This is a genomic window from Bifidobacterium myosotis, from assembly GCF_002259745.1.
In the GTDB taxonomy this organism is placed as follows: Bacteria; Actinomycetota; Actinomycetes; order Actinomycetales; family Bifidobacteriaceae; genus Bifidobacterium; species Bifidobacterium myosotis.
This window is the reverse complement of the sequence record NZ_MWWW01000004.1, coordinates 265,442-282,233: the sequence shown is the minus strand read 5'-3', so window position 1 is coordinate 282,233 and position 16,792 is coordinate 265,442. Positions and strand designations below refer to the sequence as shown.

The window sequence follows — 16,792 nt, the reverse complement described above, 5'->3', positions numbered from 1 at the left end:
GCAGAAGTTTGCTGATTATATTGGGCTCTCCTTGTCCGGGGCACTCGCCACGCGTAAACGATGTGACTGGTGGGGCAACGCATCTGTTGCCCATCACCCCCAGTCACTAATCCTCGTGCTCCCAAGGATTGATGAGTTTCACGCCCGTGCCCTCAAAATCTTTGACATTGCGGGTCGCCACGGCCGCGCCGTGGGCGCGTGCGATCGCCGCGATCATGGCGTCCTGCACGCTAATCGGCTTGCCGTTGGTGCTTCGCATGGTGCGTATTTCGGCATAATCAATTGCTGCTTGGGCGTCAAAAGGGAGGATTCGATTTCCTAGCAGCAATAACTGGTAATCGATGGCTCTGGAAAGGTTATGTCGCCGTTTGCCGATGGGCATGAGGCAGATTCCTGTGAATAATTCCGCAACGGTGATGGCGGTGGTGCCTATATCGTCCTCGGAGATGCTTCTGTACCAAGCGACGACGCGGGGGTGGGGGCGAAGGGCAATCGTTTCACTGATTACATTGGTGTCCAAAATGATCATCGAGAATCAGATTCCCTTAAGGGCGATGGGTGGTCGTTCCGGTTTTGCGTTGCGGTCGGGCAGGGGGAGCTCGCTGTCCGTGAGACCTTCGATGTCGTTGCGATCCATGAATTCCCGGACTCGATCATAGAAATTCGACGTTTGCATATCATGCCGCACAATCCTTCCCGCCGTGAAATCTTCGATAAGCGAGCGGGCCTCCGCTTCTGCGGAACGATGATTGCTGCTGGCTATGGCTTTGAATCGTTCGATGGTGTCGTCGTCAAGTTTGCGAATGGTCATGGTGCCCATGGTCGTCCTCCTTGGCATGATAATTACTGTGCTTGCATAATGCTAGCATGGAATGCATGCATTATGCAAGCACGGTGTCGGTACAAAAACGGCGGATATGCGCAGTGCATATCCGCCGAAAAGCAATCAGACCGCCGGCAATCAGCGACCGGTCACCTCGGAGCCGACGACCTTTTCTGCCAGCGCGCGGGGGCCGCGGGTCACGGCCACGGCGCCGGAACGCACCAGCTCGATGACGCCGTAATGCTCCAGCAGACCCAGCAGCGCGTCGATCTTGCCTTCGGCGCCGGTGGCCTCGATGGTCAGCGACTCCGGGTTCACGTCCACCACGCGCACGCGGAACAGACGCACGATTTCGAGTACGTCCGAACGGTTGGACTGGTTGGCGGCCACCTTGATGAGCACCAGTTCGCGCTCCACGGTGGAATTCGGGTCGAGCTCCACGATCTTCAGCACATGCAGCAGCTTGTTGAGCTGCTTGATGATCTGCTCGAGCGGCACGGCCTCCACGTCGGCGGTCACGGTCACGCGGGAGATGTCCGGACGCTCGGTGGGGGAGACGGACAACGAGTTGATGTTGAACGCACGGCGTGCGAACAGGCCGGCGATGCGGGCCAGCACGCCGGGGCGGTTCTCCACCAGCACGGAGAGCGTGTGACGCTCGGAACCCGGCTGCGATGCAGGATACAAAGCCATGTTATTCCCTTTCTCCCTTGCCTCAGCGCTCGTCCGCGGCATCCGCGGCGTTCGTATCGGTCCCGTCAGTCGTTTCGGCGGCGGTCTCGGCCTCACCGGCGGCCAGCGCCGGATCGCCCTCCGCGCCCGTGCCCGGAGCCGGAGCGCCACCCATAAGCGGCTTGATGCCGGGCATGTACGTCACCTCGTCATTCGAAGCGCCCGCGGCGACCATCGGCCACACCATCGCGTCCTTCCAGACGCGGAAATCGATGAGCACCGGACGGTCATTGATCTCGTTGGCCTTCTTGATGGCCGCGATGGCCTCCTCCTCGGTGAACGCGCGGATGCCGACGCAGCCGTACGCCTCGGCCAGCTTGATGAAGTCCGGAACCTCGAGCGGGGCATCGCCGTTGGCCAGGGCGGTCTCGCCCTCGGTGCCGTGCGCCTCGCCGTCCTTGAGGTTGGTCTGCGAGTAATGGTGCTGGTAGAACAGCGTCTGCCACTGACGCACCATGCCGTACACGGAGTTGTTGAGAATCGCGATCTTCACCGGCGCGTGGTCCAGGAACGCGGCGGCGAGCTCTTCGGAGGTCATCTGGAAGGAACCATCGCCGTCGATCAGCCACACCGGCTTCTTGCCGTCGAACTCACGGGTCGAACCCACGGACGCGCCGATGGCAGCGGGCAGACCGTAGCCCATCGTGCCGAGGCCGCCGGAGGACAGCCACGAGTGCTGGTTCTCGAAGTTGATGAACTGGGCGGCCCACATCTGATGCTGGCCCACGCCGGTGACCCAGATCGTGGACGGGTCGGCCAGCTCGGACAGCGTCTTGATGACCCACTGCGGAGCCAGCGAACCGTCGGTCGGCTGCTCCCACGTCATCGGGTACTGCTCTCGCCAGCCGTTGATGGCGTCCCACCACGGCTTGAGGTTCGGCTTGCCCTGAATGGCCTGCGTGCGCTCGATTTCGGGGATGAGGTCGTCGAGCACGGTGGCCACGTCGCCCACGATCGGCACGTCGGGCTGGCGGTTCTTGCCGATTTCCGCCGGGTCGATGTCGATGTGGATCACGCGGGCCGTGGGCGCGAAGGCGTCCAGCTTGCCGGTGACGCGGTCGTCGAAGCGGGCGCCGATGGCCACCAGCAGATCGGCGCGCTGCACGGCGCCGGTGGCGGCGATCGTGCCGTGCATGCCGAGCATGCCGAGGTTCTTCGGATCGGTGTCCGGCACGATGCCGCGTGCGGGCAGCGTGGTCACGATCGGGGCGCCGGTCAGATCGGCCAGGGCCTTGACCTGCGCGCCGGCGTTGGAGCGGGCCGCGCCGCCGCCCACGTACAGCACCGGGCGGTAGGACTTGGAGAACAGCTTCGCCGCGTCCGACAGCACACGGCCGTGCGCCTTGGTGGTGGGGTTGTAGCCGGGCAGAATCATGCGCTGCGGCCACGAATAGTACATCTCGCCGGTCTGCGCGGTTTTGGTCAGGTCCACGACCACTGGGCCGGGGCGACCGGTGCTGGCGATGTGGTAGGCCTCGGTGAGCACGCGCGGGATGTCCTGCGCGCGGGTCACCAGGAACGAATGCTTGGACACCGGATAGGTGATGCCCACGATGTCCGCCTCCTGGAAGGCGTCGGTGCCGATGGCCTGCACGCCCACCTGGCCGGTGATGACCACCATCGGCACGGAGTCCATGTTGGCGTCCGCGATGGCGGTGACCACGTTGGTGGCGCCGGGGCCGGACGTCACGATGCACACGCCCACCTTGCCGGTGGCCAGCGCGTAGCCCTCGGCGGCGTGGCCGGCGGCCTGCTCGTGGCGCATGAGCACGAAACGGAACTTGGTGCTGTCATTGATTTGGTGATAGACGGGCAGAATCGCGCCGCCGGGGATGCCGAACACGTCCTCGACCCCCAGATCCTCCAGCGAACGGACCAGTGCCTGGGCGCCGGTCATCTTCTCGCCGTCGATGATGGTCTGCTTGTCGGTTGCCGCAAAGGTCTTCGGCACGCCGCTGAATGCCTGCAAGGGCGTAGGTAAAGCCATGGTTCCTCTCACCTGTATCGATATTCGATGTCGTTCGGAAACCCGGCCGCCTCGGGTGGGGCGGTCTGTCCCGTCTGTGCTCCCTGCCGCGCGTGACGGGGTTTGTGACCCCAGCACGGCCTGTTTCTCGTGTGTCTCTTTAGTCTATGCATAAACCCGGCCGGATACGCCGGTCGTGCTCACTGGGCAGACGCCGGAATCGGCCGGGAATATGCCTCCGTCCGGTGACTGGAATCACTCACCGGACGGAACAATCGTTTGTTTGGTTCTATTGCTGGCCTTGGTCCTGATTCTGATGCTGACGCTCGTCCAGCGTCTTCCAGCCCATTTCGGCGGCCGCCAGCTGCGCCTTGCGCTTGCTGGTGCCCTGACCGACGCCGATGACCTCTTCGCCGTCGTCGTGGCCGCGCTTGCCTTCCGCGACCAGCGTGGCCTTGGCGGTGAAGATCTGGGCGTATTCGGGGCCGGAAACCTCCATGAGATAGACGGGATCGGGCAGACCCATGTCGTGGGCCTTGACGGTCAGCGAGGTCTTCCAGTCCAGTGCCGGGCCTTCGGTGGCCACCTCGGCCAGCGTGTCGTCGATGAGACGGTGGACCACCTTGCGGGCTTCGTCGATGCCGTGCTCGAGGAAAGTGGCGCCGATCAGCGACTCCACGATGTCGCACAAGATGGAGCTCTTCTCCGACCCGCCCTGCTCGGCCTCGCCGTGGCCCAGCAGAATGTAGGGACCCACCTTGAGCTTGGTGCGCGCGATGGCGCTCAGCGCCTCTTCCGACACCGCTTTGGCGCGCATCTTGGCCAGCTGGCCTTCGGTCATGTCCGGGTGGATGGTGAACAGCGTCTCGGTGGAGATCAGCTCCAGCACCGCATCGCCCAGGAACTCCAGACGTTCGTAGTTGGGCACTCCGGGGTGCTCGTGCGAGAAGGAACGGTGGGTGAGCGCCTGGACAAGCAGGTCCGGGTTGATGGTGGTGCCCAGTGCCTCCAGCAGTTCGTGGGCTGGTTGCTGTTCGGTGTCTTCGGTCATGGTGATTAGTCATCCTCCATGTGGGATGTGGGTAGGTTACGCAAAAGGCCCCGCCACCCGTCGATGGCAGGGCCTTCGTTATGCCGTTATCTCAGGGCTCACTTGGTGTGGGCCGGCTGGATGGCGGAGCGGTAGGTGCGGCCGCGGAAGGAACCGCAGCTCGGGCAGGCCATGTGCGGCAGGGCCGGAGCGCCACAGTTCGGGCAGGTCACGGTCGCAGCAGCGGTAGCCTTCCAATTCGCGCGACGCGAGCGCGTGTTGGCGCGCGAGGTCTTGTACTTAGGCAGTGCCATTTGAATATCCTCTATTTCGTTCGAACAATTGAGCTTAAGCGTGCGTTATCTTAGCGCACGGCTCGTACAAAGTCCAAATGGGCGTGGGATGCAGTGGTCCGGAGCGGGGGTGTGGCGGTCTGGGCGGGGTGTGTGGCGTGGCGTCTCGCCCGGTTGGACCTGCGTTAGCGACGCAAGGCTGCCCCAGCGTGGCGTCTCGCCCGGTTGGACTTGCGTTAGCGACGCAAGGCTGCCCCAGCGTGGCGTCTCGCCCAGCTGGACCTGCGGAGCGTTGCAAAGCCGCCCCGGCGTGGCGTCGTACACACGGGCGTTGGCTGGGTCCGTGTGCCGTGATCCTACTCCTGTTCGGCTTCAAGCTGGGCCTTGAGCGCCGCCAGTCCGGCGAAACGGATGTCCTCGGTCTCGTGATGGTGATCAGGGTGCTCGTTCAGATCCACGCCGCACTGGGAGCACAGACCCTTGCAGTCGGGCCTGCACAACGGTTGCAAGGGCAACGATTCGACCAGCGTGTCGCGCAACATCGCCTCGATGTTCGCGAACGCGCCGTTCTCCAGCAGCGGGTAGGTGTCCTCCGACTCGTCCTCGCCGGCGATGATGTCTGTCTCCTCGTCGTGCTTGCCCTGCTTGCCGCGGTTGTCCGCGCCGGATTCGTACGGGAAGAAGACGGTCACGTTGACCGTCCAGTCCTTGTCGATCGGCTTGAGGCAGCGGGTGCACTCGCTGTTGAACGGGGCCGTGATTCGGCCGGTGAAGATCAGGCCGTCCACGATCGAGTCGAACGAGCCGTCCACATGCACGGGTTCGCCCTCCTTGATGCCGACGATTTCATCGCCGATGCCGCCCGGAGCCGGGAAATCGGCATCGACCTGCTTGGACTGGCCCGCGCGGGAGGCGACCTGCGCCACCGGAATCGACCACGGGGAATCCTCAACTCGTGCCATGACTTATGCCTTTCATGTGTTGTGTTCGTGTCTGTGCATGTGCTGCGTCGCCTGTGGCGGCGTCGCGCGCTTGTTGCGCTCTTGCATGCACCTTATGTTGTGAATTGTTACGTACGCTACTGATATGGCGGCGTGTGCGTAGCGTGGGGTGTGCGCGTGGATGTGTGGGGTTGGCCATCCAGTGTGGCACGAGCGCGGGGGTGCGCGCCGTGTGCGCGTGGATGTGTGGCCGGTGGTGTATGCCGCATGTCGTGGGTGTGCGCGCAGCGGGCAGTGTGCCCATAGCGCGTGGTGCGTGGTGCGTGTGCGCGACCCGCGATGTGCGGTGTGCGGTGTGCGCGTGGTGCGCACACGGTGCGCAGCGCACTACGCCGGCGCTCGTCCTATGCGGGCTCGGTCCCGGCCGTCACTGCGCTTCCGGATAGTCGTTGAGCGTGAGGTTCGGCATCTGCTCGCCGGCCGCACGCTGGCGCTCCTCCAACACGTTGAGCCCCGCCTGCACATCCTGACTGAGTTTGCCGAGCTGCTGGGACAGACCCTCCATCACGGTGGTGCAGTACTGGTCCGCGCCTCGCGTGAGGTGATCGGCCTTGGCCTGCGCCTGATCGAGGATCGTGCGCGCCTTCTGCCGGGCCAGCTCGGTCACATTCTCCTGGCCGGCCAGGAACTGGGCCTGTTCGTTCGCATCCTTGATCATGTCCGCGGCCCGGCTTTGCGCGGAGGCCACGATGGCGCTGGACTGGCTCTGGGCCGACTCCAGACGCCGCTCGGCTTCGCGCATCAGGGCGGATGCGCGTTCCAGCTGGACCGGCAGCATCTTCTTGAGCTCGGACAGCCGGTCGGTGAACTCGTCGCGATCCACCTTGACCATGTTGGGGGAGAACAGGCTGGATTTGGCCTCTTCGAGGCTGGCTTCCAGTTGGTCGATGATGTCGTAGACCGTGGTGAACTCCTCGCGGCTCTGCTCGTCCGGGTCATCGGCGTTCTCGCGCAGATCGGGCATGGCGTCCATGAACGCGGGGCGAGTGCCCGTCTCGTTCGCCGACGTGGAACGGCTGTTGGCCTTGGCGGCGGCTTCCGCCCGCGCCTGCAGCTGCGCCGGCGTGGGCTGCAGTGGCGTCGGAGCGTCGGGGGAGGCCTGTGCCGCTTCGGTGGGGCCCGGCTCACGCAGGTCCGGCATCGGCGGCAGGACGGTTGCGGGGTTTGCCGGCGCCGCGGGCGGCATATCACCGGTCGGTGCGGTTGAGGAGGTCGGTGAGACCGGCGAAGCCGATGCGACCGGTGCGGTCGACGGAGTGGAGATCGTATCCGGCCGGTCCTGCGGCTGGCCGGCCGGCTGGGTCAGATCCACATAGCCGGTGGGGTGATCATCGTTCATGTTCAGTCCTTCCGTGTGCGTTCCTCGGCCAAGGCCTCGGCGAGCATCGGCACCACGCAGTCGGGCACCATGCCGGTCACGTCTCCGCCGTGACGGGCCACGTCCTTGACGATGGAACTGGAGATGTGTTCAAGAATCGGATCGGCCGGCAGGAACAGGGTCTCGATGCCGGCGAGTTTGCGGTTGACCAGAGCCATGCCGAGTTCGGCCTCGTAGTCGCCGTTCTGGCGCAGTCCCTTGACGATCACGCTGGCGCCTACCTGCCTGCAGTAATCGGTGATGAGCCCGTCGGTGGAGGCGACCGTGATATTGGTGCATCCGTCCTTGTCTAGGGCGCGGCGAATCACGTCCACGCGGGTCGCTTCGGAAAACATCGGTGTTTTCGCGGCATTGACGGCCACCACCACGTGTACCTCGTCGAAAAACCGCGCGGAGCGCTCGATTACGTCCAAGTGTCCGGCGGTCACGGGGTCGTACGAGCCGGGGCATACTGCGATAGTCATGCCTTATAGCCTACCGCGATTGGAGGGATTCGGGATGCCGGTGAGGTGCCGCTGCGGCGCAGGTGGTGTGTTGGTGTTGTGCGGGTGATTCGGCGGCGGGCGTGCTGGCTCGCTCTACAAGGTGGCACGTATGCATCCATCCCAGTTGATTCGGTGGCGGGCGGGCTGGCGTGCGGGCGGGAATGCGGATGAGGATGTCCGGGACGTCGTCCGACATCGCGTCAGACTTTTCCGGTTGATGGTGACGGTGTGTCATGCGGTGATTGCTGCTTCCGATTCGAGCTCGAATCGCCGACTGGTGACGATTGCGGCGTGTGCGGGATGCCGTATCTTTGGTTGCCGCGGTAAGACTGTCGTATACAGATGTGGATGCGCGTGATGAGTGTGGGGGTGCGGCGAGTAGGGCTTGGGGATTTCGCTGGTGGCGTTGGGAATCTATGATGGTACGCAGAATCGTTTCGCAGCTGCAGAAAGTGGTGCATGATGATGTTCGTTGATGATGCCGAACCGTTGAGGAATCCCGATCAGGGCGCCGGAACTTCCGTGCTTGAGCGTCCCGAGACCCAGGAGTCGCCGGTTCGCGACGATGGCGGCGACGCCGACCGGTTCGCCCATTACGTGTCCAAGGACCGCATCGCCGAATCCCGTATGACCGGCCGTCCGGTTGTGGCGCTGTGCGGCAAGGTGTGGGTGCCCAAACACGATCCGTCCAAGTATCCCGTCTGCCCCGACTGCAAGCGCATCTACGAAGAAATGATGGGCTGACGCGTTAAGCGGACAGTCCGGTGGACTGTCCGTAGCGTCAGCCTGAGTGAGGCGTGAGCCGAGCGAGGGTTGGATTGGGTCTTCGCGGGGCGAAGTCCGTTCTTGCTGGGGCCGGAGGCGGTGTGTGAAGCGGACAGTCCGGTGGACTGTCCGTAGCGTCAGCCTGAGCGAGGCGTGAGCCGAGCGAAGGTGATGTTGGGTCCGCCGTAGGCGTGTCTGTTCTTGCTGGGGCCGGAGGCGGTGCGTTAAGCGGACAGTCCGGTGGACTGTCCGTAGCGTCAGCCTGAGTGAGGCGTGAGCCGAGCGAGGGTTGGATTGGGTCTTCGCGGGGCGAAGTCTGTTCTTGCTGGGGCCGGAGGCGATGTGTGAAGCGGACAGGCCGGTGGACTGTCCGTAGCGTCAGCCTGAGTGAGGCGTGAGCCGAGCGAGGGTTGTGGTTCGGGTTTGCCGTAGCCGGGGCCGTTTTTGCGTCCATTTTTCGAGGACCGGATTGAACTTCGCCGCATATTGGCCATCTTCGTGGGGCGGTGATGATGCAGTAACCGTATTGGCGGGCTTTACCTGTCTTTCGCTGTGGAGACAGTGTGCTTCGCCTGCGAGCAGGAGCGAACTGCCCGTGTGATATCTCTTGTGGGCCGTCCCACAGCGTCGGCCTGAGTGAAGGCTGTGCCCCCGCAGCCGTTTTTGGAGTGAAAATGGGCTGCGGGGGCACAGCTGTTTTGGACGGTAAAACGTCTCAAATCGATGTTTTGGCGGAATTCCAGGCTTTTTGCGGAATTGACGGTGTGCCCCGCAAGGCTGTTTTATCGTTACAAACGGCTGTGGGGGCACGCGGTGTGCCCCCGGACGTCGAATATCGGTGAAAATGGTCTGCGGGGGCACGGATTCTTGTCCCAATAATCCCGAAAACCGGGAAAATGGATTATCGGGACAAACGGTATCGTTGCGGCACCATGTCAACAGCGCTATGCAGGGTTATTGTTCGATGACAAGCAGAGATGGAACAATAACCCTGCATCCGTCGTGCATCCGTCGTGCATCCGTCGTGCATCCGTCGTGCATCCGTCGTGCATCCTTCGTGAGGCCATCTAGTATCCTGCGTCAGAAGTTCGTTGATTAATTCACTATCCCTCAGTCCCGCTTCGCGGGCCGGCTCGTCATGCAATTACGAACGCGCTCCGCTCAGTCAGCTGGCTCGCCTGTCGGCTCGCACGTTGCCTGCAAGAGGAGACAAAAATATGATCAACGAATTTATGACGCGGCATACTGGCGGTCATCATGCGCGATTGCCGTCGCGCGCATTACCGTGCGGCGATGTCGTCGATGAGCTTCAGCTCTTCATCGGTGAAGTGCGTGTTCTTCAGCGCGCCGATGTTGTCGACGATCTGTTGCGGCTTGGAGGCGCCGGCCAGCACGGAGGTCACCTTGCCGTCGTGCAGCAGCCAGGCCAGGCTCATCTCGGCCAGGGTTTGGCCGCGCTCGGCCGCCAGGTTGTTGAGGTCCACGATTTGCCCGTGCAGCTTGTCGGTCAGTGCCGAATCCTTGAGGAACCGCGGATCATGGGCGATACGGCTGTCGGCCGGGATGCCGTTGAGATAGCGGTTGGTCAGCAGTCCCTGCTCCAGCGGGCAGAAGGTGATGAGGCCCTTGCCAAGCTTGGCCGCGGTCTCCTTGAGCCCGTTGCGCTCCACCGTGCGGTCGAAGATGTTGTACTTGTTCTGGTTGATGACGAACGGCACATGCAATTCGGCGAGGATCGCGGCGGCCTTCTCCATCGTCGGTCCGTCGTAATTGGACAGGCCGACGTACAGGGCCTTGCCGGAGTTCACGGCCTGGGCGAGGGCGCCCATCGTCTCCTCGAGCGGGGTTTCGGGGTCCGGGTGGTGGTGGTAGAAGATGTCCACGTAGTCCAAGCCAAGGCGCTCAAGCGACTGGTCGAGCGATGCGAGCAGGTACTTGCGGCTGCCGAGATCGCCGTACGGGCCGGCCCACATCTCGTAGCCGGCCTTGGTGGAGATGATGAGCTCGTCGCGGTGGTGCTTGAAGTACTTGGCGAGCAGCAGGCCGCAGTTCTTCTCGGCCTGACCGGGTTCCGGGCCGTAGTTGTTGGCCAGATCGAAGTGCGTGATGCCGTTGTCGAATGCGGTGAAGACCAGCGACTTCATCTGCTCGAACGGAGTGATGTCGCCGAAGTTGTGCCAGAATCCGAGCGAGACGGCCGGCAGCTTCAGGCCGGAGGTGCCGCAGCGGTTATAGGTCATGCTGTCGTAACGGTGCGGGTTGGGGGTGTATGGGGTGGTCGGCTCGAACATTGAGGCTCCTTCGTTGGTGCGTGTTGGCGCGCTGTCGGATGGCCGTCGGCATACGCCGTTGTCGGCGCATTGTCTGCCGTAGGCCGTCGTGCGGTGCGTCTGTGCGTCTTGTTCCGTGGGCCTGACATCGGATGCGGGTGAAGACCTACGTCATCTGCGTCCATAATCCGGCTCGCGAACGGTTTCGTTGTCGGTTATTATGGTTCCAGTTCAAGTGAACTTGAATGCAAGCAATATGCGATGCGTCGGCGTGTCGTGATGATGAAGGAAGGTCGATGATGACGATGACTGATGCGGCTTCGGCTGTCCGGATGCCGGTGGACGAGGTGCCGGAGGTCCACGCCACCCATACGATTCGTGAGGTCGCGGCGCAGTTCCATATGCAGCCGTCGACGCTGCGCTATTACGAGGAGCAGGGGCTGCTCACCAATGTCGGCCGCACTGCCACCGGGCAGCGCGTGTACGAGGAATGCCATATCAATCGTCTGCGGGCGATCTGTTGCTTCAAGAACGCCGGCATGACTATCGACGACCTCAAGAAGTTCTTCACGTTCGAGCAGGACGAACCCGCCCATATCGATGAGATTCTCGAGTTGCTGGAATCGCGCCGCCGGACTTTGGACGAGCAGCGGCGCGCGCTGAACGAGGCCGCCCTGCACGTCCAACGCAAGCTTCACTACTACCAAGGTATCAAGCAGGCGCTCGACGCCGGCGAACCGTTGCCGGACTGGAAGGACTACAAGACCCGTATCTATGCCATCGACTGTTGAGCGGCGGCGTGGACGGCATAGGTGACATAGATACGGGTGGATTGCTGCGGGACCGAAGTTCCGGCGGAAGCCGCCGTCCGCAAGATGGTGGTCTCCATCGCAATCGGTGGCTTCCATCACAGGACGGTGGCTTTCGTAACCGAGCCGTTTGGCGGACAATCCGGTGGACTGTCCGTAGCTGAGGGAGAGCGGCGGTACGCGGAACGATTGACTGGAATCACCATCAAGGGCTGTCCGTAGCTGAGGAAGCGGCGGCACCGCGACGGATTCCGACGGAAGTCGCCGTCACAGAACAGTGGTCTCCGTCGGAATCGCCGGGTCGCCCTTCATCAGGCTTTGCGCGGTGATGGGCAGCTCGGCCAACGCCTTGGCACGGTAGTCGTGCGCGGCCATGATGGCGTCGTGACCCTGCCACGTCGCATCGATCGAACCGTGGTCCACGAAGTCCACCAGCAGATTCTTCCAGCCGTCTTCGGGCGTGAATCCGGCCAGTTTGTCCTCCGAGCCCGAGATCACATGCTCGGCCTCCGCCAGCGCGTATTCGTAGGAGCGGAACGCCAGCTTGCGGCCCGGCACGGTGGCCTTGTTCTTGGACTTCTTGGCCACCGACTGCATCACGCCGTCCGCGTCCTCGCGCTCGGTGAGCTTGTACACCATCGCGCAGGTGGGTGCGCCGGAACCGGTGACCAGCATCGTGCCCACGCCGTAGGAATCCACCGGCGCGGTCTGCAGGGCGGCCAAGGCGTACTCGTCCAGATCGTTGGTCACGGTGATCGTGGTGTTCGTGGCCCCCAGCGCGTCCAACTGGTTGCGCACACGCTGGGCCATGGCGGCCAGATCGCCCGAGTCGATGCGCACGCCGCCGAGTCCGGGGCCTGCCACCTCGACGGCGGTCTTCACAGCCTCCTCGATGTTGTACGTGTCCACGAGCAGCGTGGTGTTGCGTCCGAGGGCGTCAATCTGCGACTCGAAGGCGTCGCGCTCGGAGTCGTGCACCAGCGTGAAGCAGTGGGCGGCGGTACCGATGGCCTTCAGGCCGTACATCTGCGCCGCGAGCAGGTTGGCGGTGCCCTTGAAGCCGCCCACCACGGCGGCGCGTGCGGCGGCCACGGCGGCCCACTCGTTGGTGCGGCGCCCGCCCATGTCCATGCAGGGGCGGTCCTTGGCGGCCGAGACCATGCGGCTCGCGGCCGAGGCCACGGCGGAATCGTAGTTGAGGATGGACAGGATCAGCGTCTCCAGCAGCGTGCACTCGCCGAACGTGCCCTCGACCTGCAGGATCGGCGAGTTCGGGAAGAACATCTCGCCTTCGCGGTACCCCTTGATCGATCCGGAGAAGTGGTAGTGCTCCAGCCAGCTGATGGTCTCGGGGCTCACGACATGCCGGTCGGCGAGGAACTTCAGGTCGTTGTCGTCCAGATGGAAGCGTTCGAGCGCGTCCAGAATGCGGCCGGTGCCGGCCACCACGCCATAGCGCCGGCCTTCGGGCAGGTGACGGGTGTACACCTCGAACACGCACTTGCGGTTCGCGGTGCCGTCCCTCAGCGCGGCGTCGAGCATCGTGTATTCGTACATGTCGGTCATCAGGGCCGGCGAATAATCAAGCATTTCCAGTGCCTTTCCTCATCGCGGTACCACTTTTGGTTACGATGACTATAAGTGTAGTCGCCTGTGGCCCTTGCTGTTTCCGGCCGGCGCGCACGGCTCGGCGTACGATGGGCGTATGGCTCAAATCAAGGATCTGTTGAAGGAACATCAAATCATTCGCGCCGACGGACGTCAGGTCGACGAGCTGCGCCCGGTCAGGATCACCCGGCACTTCACCGACGCGCCGGAAGGCTCCGTGCTGATCGAATGCGGCAACACGCGCGTAATGTGCACCGCCACGTTCACGCCCACGGTGCCGCGCTGGCGCAAGGACTCCGGCCTCGGCTGGGTCACCGCCGAATACGCGATGCTGCCGCGCGCGACCTCCGAGCGCACCGATCGCGAGTCGGTCAAGGGCAAGCTTGGCGGCCGTACGATGGAGATCAGCCGTCTGGTCGGTCGTTGCCTGAGGGGCGTGGTCGACATGAAGGCGCTGGGCGAGAATCAGATTCAGCTGGACTGCGACGTGCTGCAGGCGGACGGCGGCACGCGTACCGCCTCGGTGACCGGCGCGTACGTTGCCTTGGTGGACGCGCTCAACTGGGCCGAGCGCAACCACCACATCAAGTCCGCCGCCAAGGTGCTCAAGGATTCGGTGTCCGCCGTCTCCGTGGGCGTGATCAACGGCACGCCGATGCTGGACCTGCCCTACATCGAGGACAGCCAGGCCATGACCGACATGAACGTGGCCATGACCGGTTCGGGCACGTTCATCGAGATTCAGGGCACCGCCGAGCATCGTCCGTTCAACCGCGCCGAGCTGGGCACGCTGCTTGATCTCGCCGAAAAGGGCAACCGCGAGCTGCAGGCCGCCCAGCGCGCCGCTCTGGCGTTGGACTGAGGCGTTTCGCGTCTCGTGTCTTGCGTTTTCGCGTCTCGCGCTCGCGCCCGACACTCACGATTCGTCCGGCTCCGTTGCCGTTGACGTCGTTGCCGTCCGAGCGCGGTCGCTGATGCCCAAGTACGGGTAGTGCCTGCAGTGCGCTCCCGCCGGCGCGGTCGCCGACGGTAAGTATGCGTCTTAACGAAGGTCTCGCATACATACAGTCGGAAATCGTCCCCAAATCGACGGTAAGTACGCGTGACCCTCGTCAGGCCGCGAACATACCGTCGATTCCGGCCTTTTCCGTCCCGGTCCGCGTCCGCCGACATTTCCGCGTCACCGATACATTCGATATATTCGACACAATCCTATACATTCAGAGGAGCAGAGGAGATGCATATGAAAATCGTCGTCGCCACCCACAACGAAGGCAAGCTGGTGGAAATCCGCCGCATCCTCGAGGAGGATTTGGGCGAGGATGCCTCGGGCATCGAGCTCGTCTCGGCCGGCAGCCTGCATCTGCCCGACCCGGTGGAGACCGGCGTCACTTTCCAGGAGAACGCGCTGCTCAAGGCCCGTGACGTGGCGAGCCGCACCGGTCTGCCCGCCGTCGCGGACGACTCCGGCATCATCGTTGACGTGATGGGCAACGCGCCGGGCATCCTCTCCGCCCGCTGGGCCGGCGCGCATGGTCATGACAAGGCCAATAACGCGCTGCTGCTCGCGCAGATCGAGGACATCCCGGACGCCAAGCGCACCGCGCGCTTCCGTTGTGCCGCGGCTCTGGTGGTGCCGGACGTCGAGGCCGGGGTGGACGTGACCGGCGTTGATAATCCGCGGGAGGCCGCCGACGCCTCGGCCGTTGCCGCTACGGGGGTCTCTGCCGGAGCCGCGGTGATTGGCCGCTACGCCATCAAGTCCGAAACCGTTGAGGTGGGGGAGATGCCGGGGCGGATCATCCACAAGCCGCGCGGCGAGCACGGCTTCGGCTACGACCCGTTGTTCGTGCCTGACGACCAGCCCGGACGCACCAGCACCGAGCCCGATTACGAAGGCGAGCCGCTGACCAGCGCCGAGATGACGCCGGCCGAGAAGAACGCCATCTCCCATCGCGGCAAAGCGCTCAAGGCTTTGGTTCCCGCCATTGAGGCGCTGCTGAAGTCCGCGGACTGAGCGGCAACTGGACATCACAAGCCGACGCATCGGCCGGGCGGTGGGTGCCAGGCTGGCGGGTTCGATTCAGCCCGCCGTCCGGCCATGTGCGGTCATCGCCGACTTGCATACCAGGATTTTCGTGCAACAGCACTCGTATCCCACCGTCGCCCGTCGGTGTCCGGTGCCGTCCATACGGCGGGCGGAGTGGAGGATCGCCTCGCACGCATCCTGTGGTGCGTAAAATACTGTCCCGTTGAGTGCGGCAATATTGAGTGCGGCAATGACTATGGATAAGACGGATAAGACTGAGACATCAATGACATACGAGATTGTGACCATTACTCCGGAAGAGTTCGATGAATTCTCCATGCACCATCCGCAGGGCAACTTCCAGCAGAGTCTGGGGATGGTGAACGTCGCCAAACATCATGCCGACGCCTTCGACTTCGTGGGTGTGCGTCGTGAGGGGGCGCTGGTAGCCGCCTGCTCCATCGCCTATGAGCGCGGCGGATTCGGGGAACGCGGATACATCTGGCTTGGCCCCCTGTGCGATGCGCACGATGAGGGATTGCTTGCGACGATGACCGACGGAATCCGCCGGTCCGCCCGCCGCCATCATGCGGTGTCCGTGATCTGCTGGCCGAATCTGGTGTATCAGCAGCGCGACTCCCAGGGCGAGCCCGACGGCACGCCGGACGATGCGTCCCTGAAGGCGTACGAATCCTTGGGATGGCGGCATGCCGGGTTCACGCGCGGCTACGGTGCGGTGGTGAATCGTTGGGTGTACGTCAAGGATTTGACCGGTCTCGGCGATGGCCCGGCCCTGATGAAGTCGTTCGATAAGCGTACGCAGTGGAGCGTCAAGCGCTCCCTGTCGATGGGTGTGCGCGTGCGTGAGTTGGGCATCGACGAATTGGACGTATTCGAGAAGATCGAGACGGCCACCGCAGAACGCCGTCACTTCCGCGGGCGCGGGCTCGAGTATTTCCGTCAGTTCAAGCAGGCGTTCGGCGACAAGTCGCATTTCATGGTGGCCGAAATCCATCTTGACGAGTATCTGGCGGATATGACCGCCAAGCGTGATGCGCTCAAGGCCAAGGTGGAAGGACTCCAGGCCAAATACGACGAGCGCCCCACCACGCGCATCGAACGCCAGTTGGGCGAGGAAGGCCGTAATCTCGCGGCTGCGGAGAAGCGTCTGGCCGAGGCCGCCGAGTTCGCCAAGGACGGTGATGTGCTGCCGGCTGCGGCCTCGTTGTTCGTGGAGCACCCGAATGAGGTGGTGTACCTCTTCTCCGGCAGTGTGGAACGATACAAGCCGTTCTATGCCTCGGCGCTCATCCAATACGAGGCCATGCTGCACCTGTGTGTGGAGCGCGGGGTGAACCGATACAACTTCTACGGCATCGATGGAATTTTCGATGATCCGGATGATGAGGGGCGTGGCGTGCTCGAATTCAAGCAGGGCTTCAACGGCAACGTTGAGGAGCTGCTCGGCGAGTTCACGCTGCCGGTGGACAAACTGCGGTTCGGCGTGAGCGAGCTGGCCCATAAGGTGCTGAAGCGCTAGGCGTATGCGGGGCGTTCGCGGGCGCCGTCGTTCTGCCGAGTTCAAGGCAATCGGCGACCGGCG

16 protein-coding genes are annotated in these 16,792 nt (G+C 63.5%); 5 read left to right on the top strand and 11 right to left on the bottom strand.

Annotated features, from left to right (window positions below; translation table 11 throughout):
* Nucleotides 1-106: 106 nt before the first annotated feature.
* From BMYO_RS02685 to coaD, 9 genes are all read right to left on the bottom strand, one after another.
* A complete protein-coding gene (locus tag BMYO_RS02685) occupies nt 107-529 on the bottom strand; it encodes a type II toxin-antitoxin system VapC family toxin (protein ID WP_094667021.1) in 423 nt (140 codons plus the stop codon).
* Between the two features lie 6 nt (nt 530-535).
* A complete protein-coding gene (locus BMYO_RS02680; RefSeq protein WP_094667020.1) occupies nt 536-820 on the bottom strand; it encodes a FitA-like ribbon-helix-helix domain-containing protein in 285 nt (94 codons plus the stop codon).
* Nucleotides 821-961: 141 nt separating this feature from the next.
* Complete coding sequence (gene ilvN / locus BMYO_RS02675) at nt 962-1,516, bottom strand: acetolactate synthase small subunit (protein WP_094667019.1); 555 nt, start codon at nt 1,514-1,516, stop codon at nt 962-964.
* 22 nt (nt 1,517-1,538) lie between these two features.
* Nucleotides 1,539-3,542 (bottom strand): acetolactate synthase large subunit, encoded by a 2,004-nt coding sequence (locus tag BMYO_RS02670; protein ID WP_094667018.1) that lies wholly within the window; start codon nt 3,540-3,542, stop codon nt 1,539-1,541.
* A 268-nt stretch (nt 3,543-3,810) separates the two neighbouring features.
* Nucleotides 3,811-4,572 (bottom strand): ribonuclease III, encoded by a 762-nt coding sequence (rnc, locus tag BMYO_RS02665; RefSeq protein WP_094667017.1) that lies wholly within the window; start codon nt 4,570-4,572, stop codon nt 3,811-3,813.
* A gap of 98 nt (nt 4,573-4,670) precedes the next feature.
* Complete coding sequence (rpmF, locus tag BMYO_RS02660) at nt 4,671-4,865, bottom strand: 50S ribosomal protein L32 (protein WP_094667016.1); 195 nt, start codon at nt 4,863-4,865, stop codon at nt 4,671-4,673.
* 335 nt (nt 4,866-5,200) lie between these two features.
* Nucleotides 5,201-5,806, bottom strand: a complete 606-nt coding sequence (locus tag BMYO_RS02655; RefSeq protein WP_094667015.1) for a YceD family protein — start codon at nt 5,804-5,806, stop codon at nt 5,201-5,203.
* Nucleotides 5,807-6,212: 406 nt separating this feature from the next.
* Nucleotides 6,213-7,190 (bottom strand): ATP synthase subunit B family protein, encoded by a 978-nt coding sequence (locus BMYO_RS02650; RefSeq protein ID WP_094667014.1) that lies wholly within the window; start codon nt 7,188-7,190, stop codon nt 6,213-6,215.
* A complete protein-coding gene (coaD, locus tag BMYO_RS02645; RefSeq protein ID WP_094667013.1) occupies nt 7,187-7,687 on the bottom strand; it encodes a pantetheine-phosphate adenylyltransferase in 501 nt (166 codons plus the stop codon). Before coaD ends, BMYO_RS02650 begins: the two co-directional genes overlap by 4 nt.
* A 483-nt stretch (nt 7,688-8,170) precedes the next feature.
* Between coaD and BMYO_RS02640 the strand changes: the two genes are divergently transcribed.
* Nucleotides 8,171-8,452 carry a DUF3039 domain-containing protein gene (locus tag BMYO_RS02640; RefSeq protein WP_094667075.1) on the top strand — a complete coding sequence of 94 codons (282 nt, stop codon included), beginning with the start codon at nt 8,171-8,173 and terminating at the stop codon, nt 8,450-8,452.
* 1,301 nt (nt 8,453-9,753) lie between these two features.
* Here BMYO_RS02640 and BMYO_RS02635 read toward each other — a convergent pair.
* Entirely contained in the window at nt 9,754-10,764 is a 1,011-nt protein-coding gene (locus BMYO_RS02635) for an aldo/keto reductase (protein WP_094667012.1), read from the bottom strand.
* Between the two features lie 284 nt (nt 10,765-11,048).
* Between BMYO_RS02635 and BMYO_RS02630 the strand changes: the two genes are divergently transcribed.
* On the top strand, nt 11,049-11,534 hold the full coding sequence (locus BMYO_RS02630) for a MerR family transcriptional regulator (RefSeq protein WP_233428073.1): 486 nt from the start codon (nt 11,049-11,051) through the stop codon (nt 11,532-11,534).
* A gap of 285 nt (nt 11,535-11,819) precedes the next feature.
* Here the strand turns inward: BMYO_RS02630 and BMYO_RS02625 are convergent, their stop codons facing one another.
* Nucleotides 11,820-13,142 (bottom strand): nicotinate phosphoribosyltransferase, encoded by a 1,323-nt coding sequence (locus tag BMYO_RS02625; protein ID WP_094667011.1) that lies wholly within the window; start codon nt 13,140-13,142, stop codon nt 11,820-11,822.
* Nucleotides 13,143-13,257: 115 nt separating this feature from the next.
* On the opposite strand from BMYO_RS02625, the gene rph reads away from it, so the two are divergent.
* The 3 genes from rph to BMYO_RS02610 all read left to right on the top strand — a co-directional run bounded on the left by rph (nt 13,258) and on the right by BMYO_RS02610 (nt 16,729).
* Nucleotides 13,258-14,022 (top strand): ribonuclease PH, encoded by a 765-nt coding sequence (rph, locus tag BMYO_RS02620; protein ID WP_094667010.1) that lies wholly within the window; start codon nt 13,258-13,260, stop codon nt 14,020-14,022.
* A 381-nt stretch (nt 14,023-14,403) separates the two neighbouring features.
* On the top strand, nt 14,404-15,177 hold the full coding sequence (locus BMYO_RS02615; RefSeq protein WP_094667009.1) for a non-canonical purine NTP pyrophosphatase: 774 nt from the start codon (nt 14,404-14,406) through the stop codon (nt 15,175-15,177).
* A gap of 298 nt (nt 15,178-15,475) precedes the next feature.
* Nucleotides 15,476-16,729, top strand: a complete 1,254-nt coding sequence (locus BMYO_RS02610) for an aminoacyltransferase (RefSeq protein ID WP_420807279.1) — start codon at nt 15,476-15,478, stop codon at nt 16,727-16,729.
* Nucleotides 16,730-16,792 lie beyond the last annotated feature (63 nt).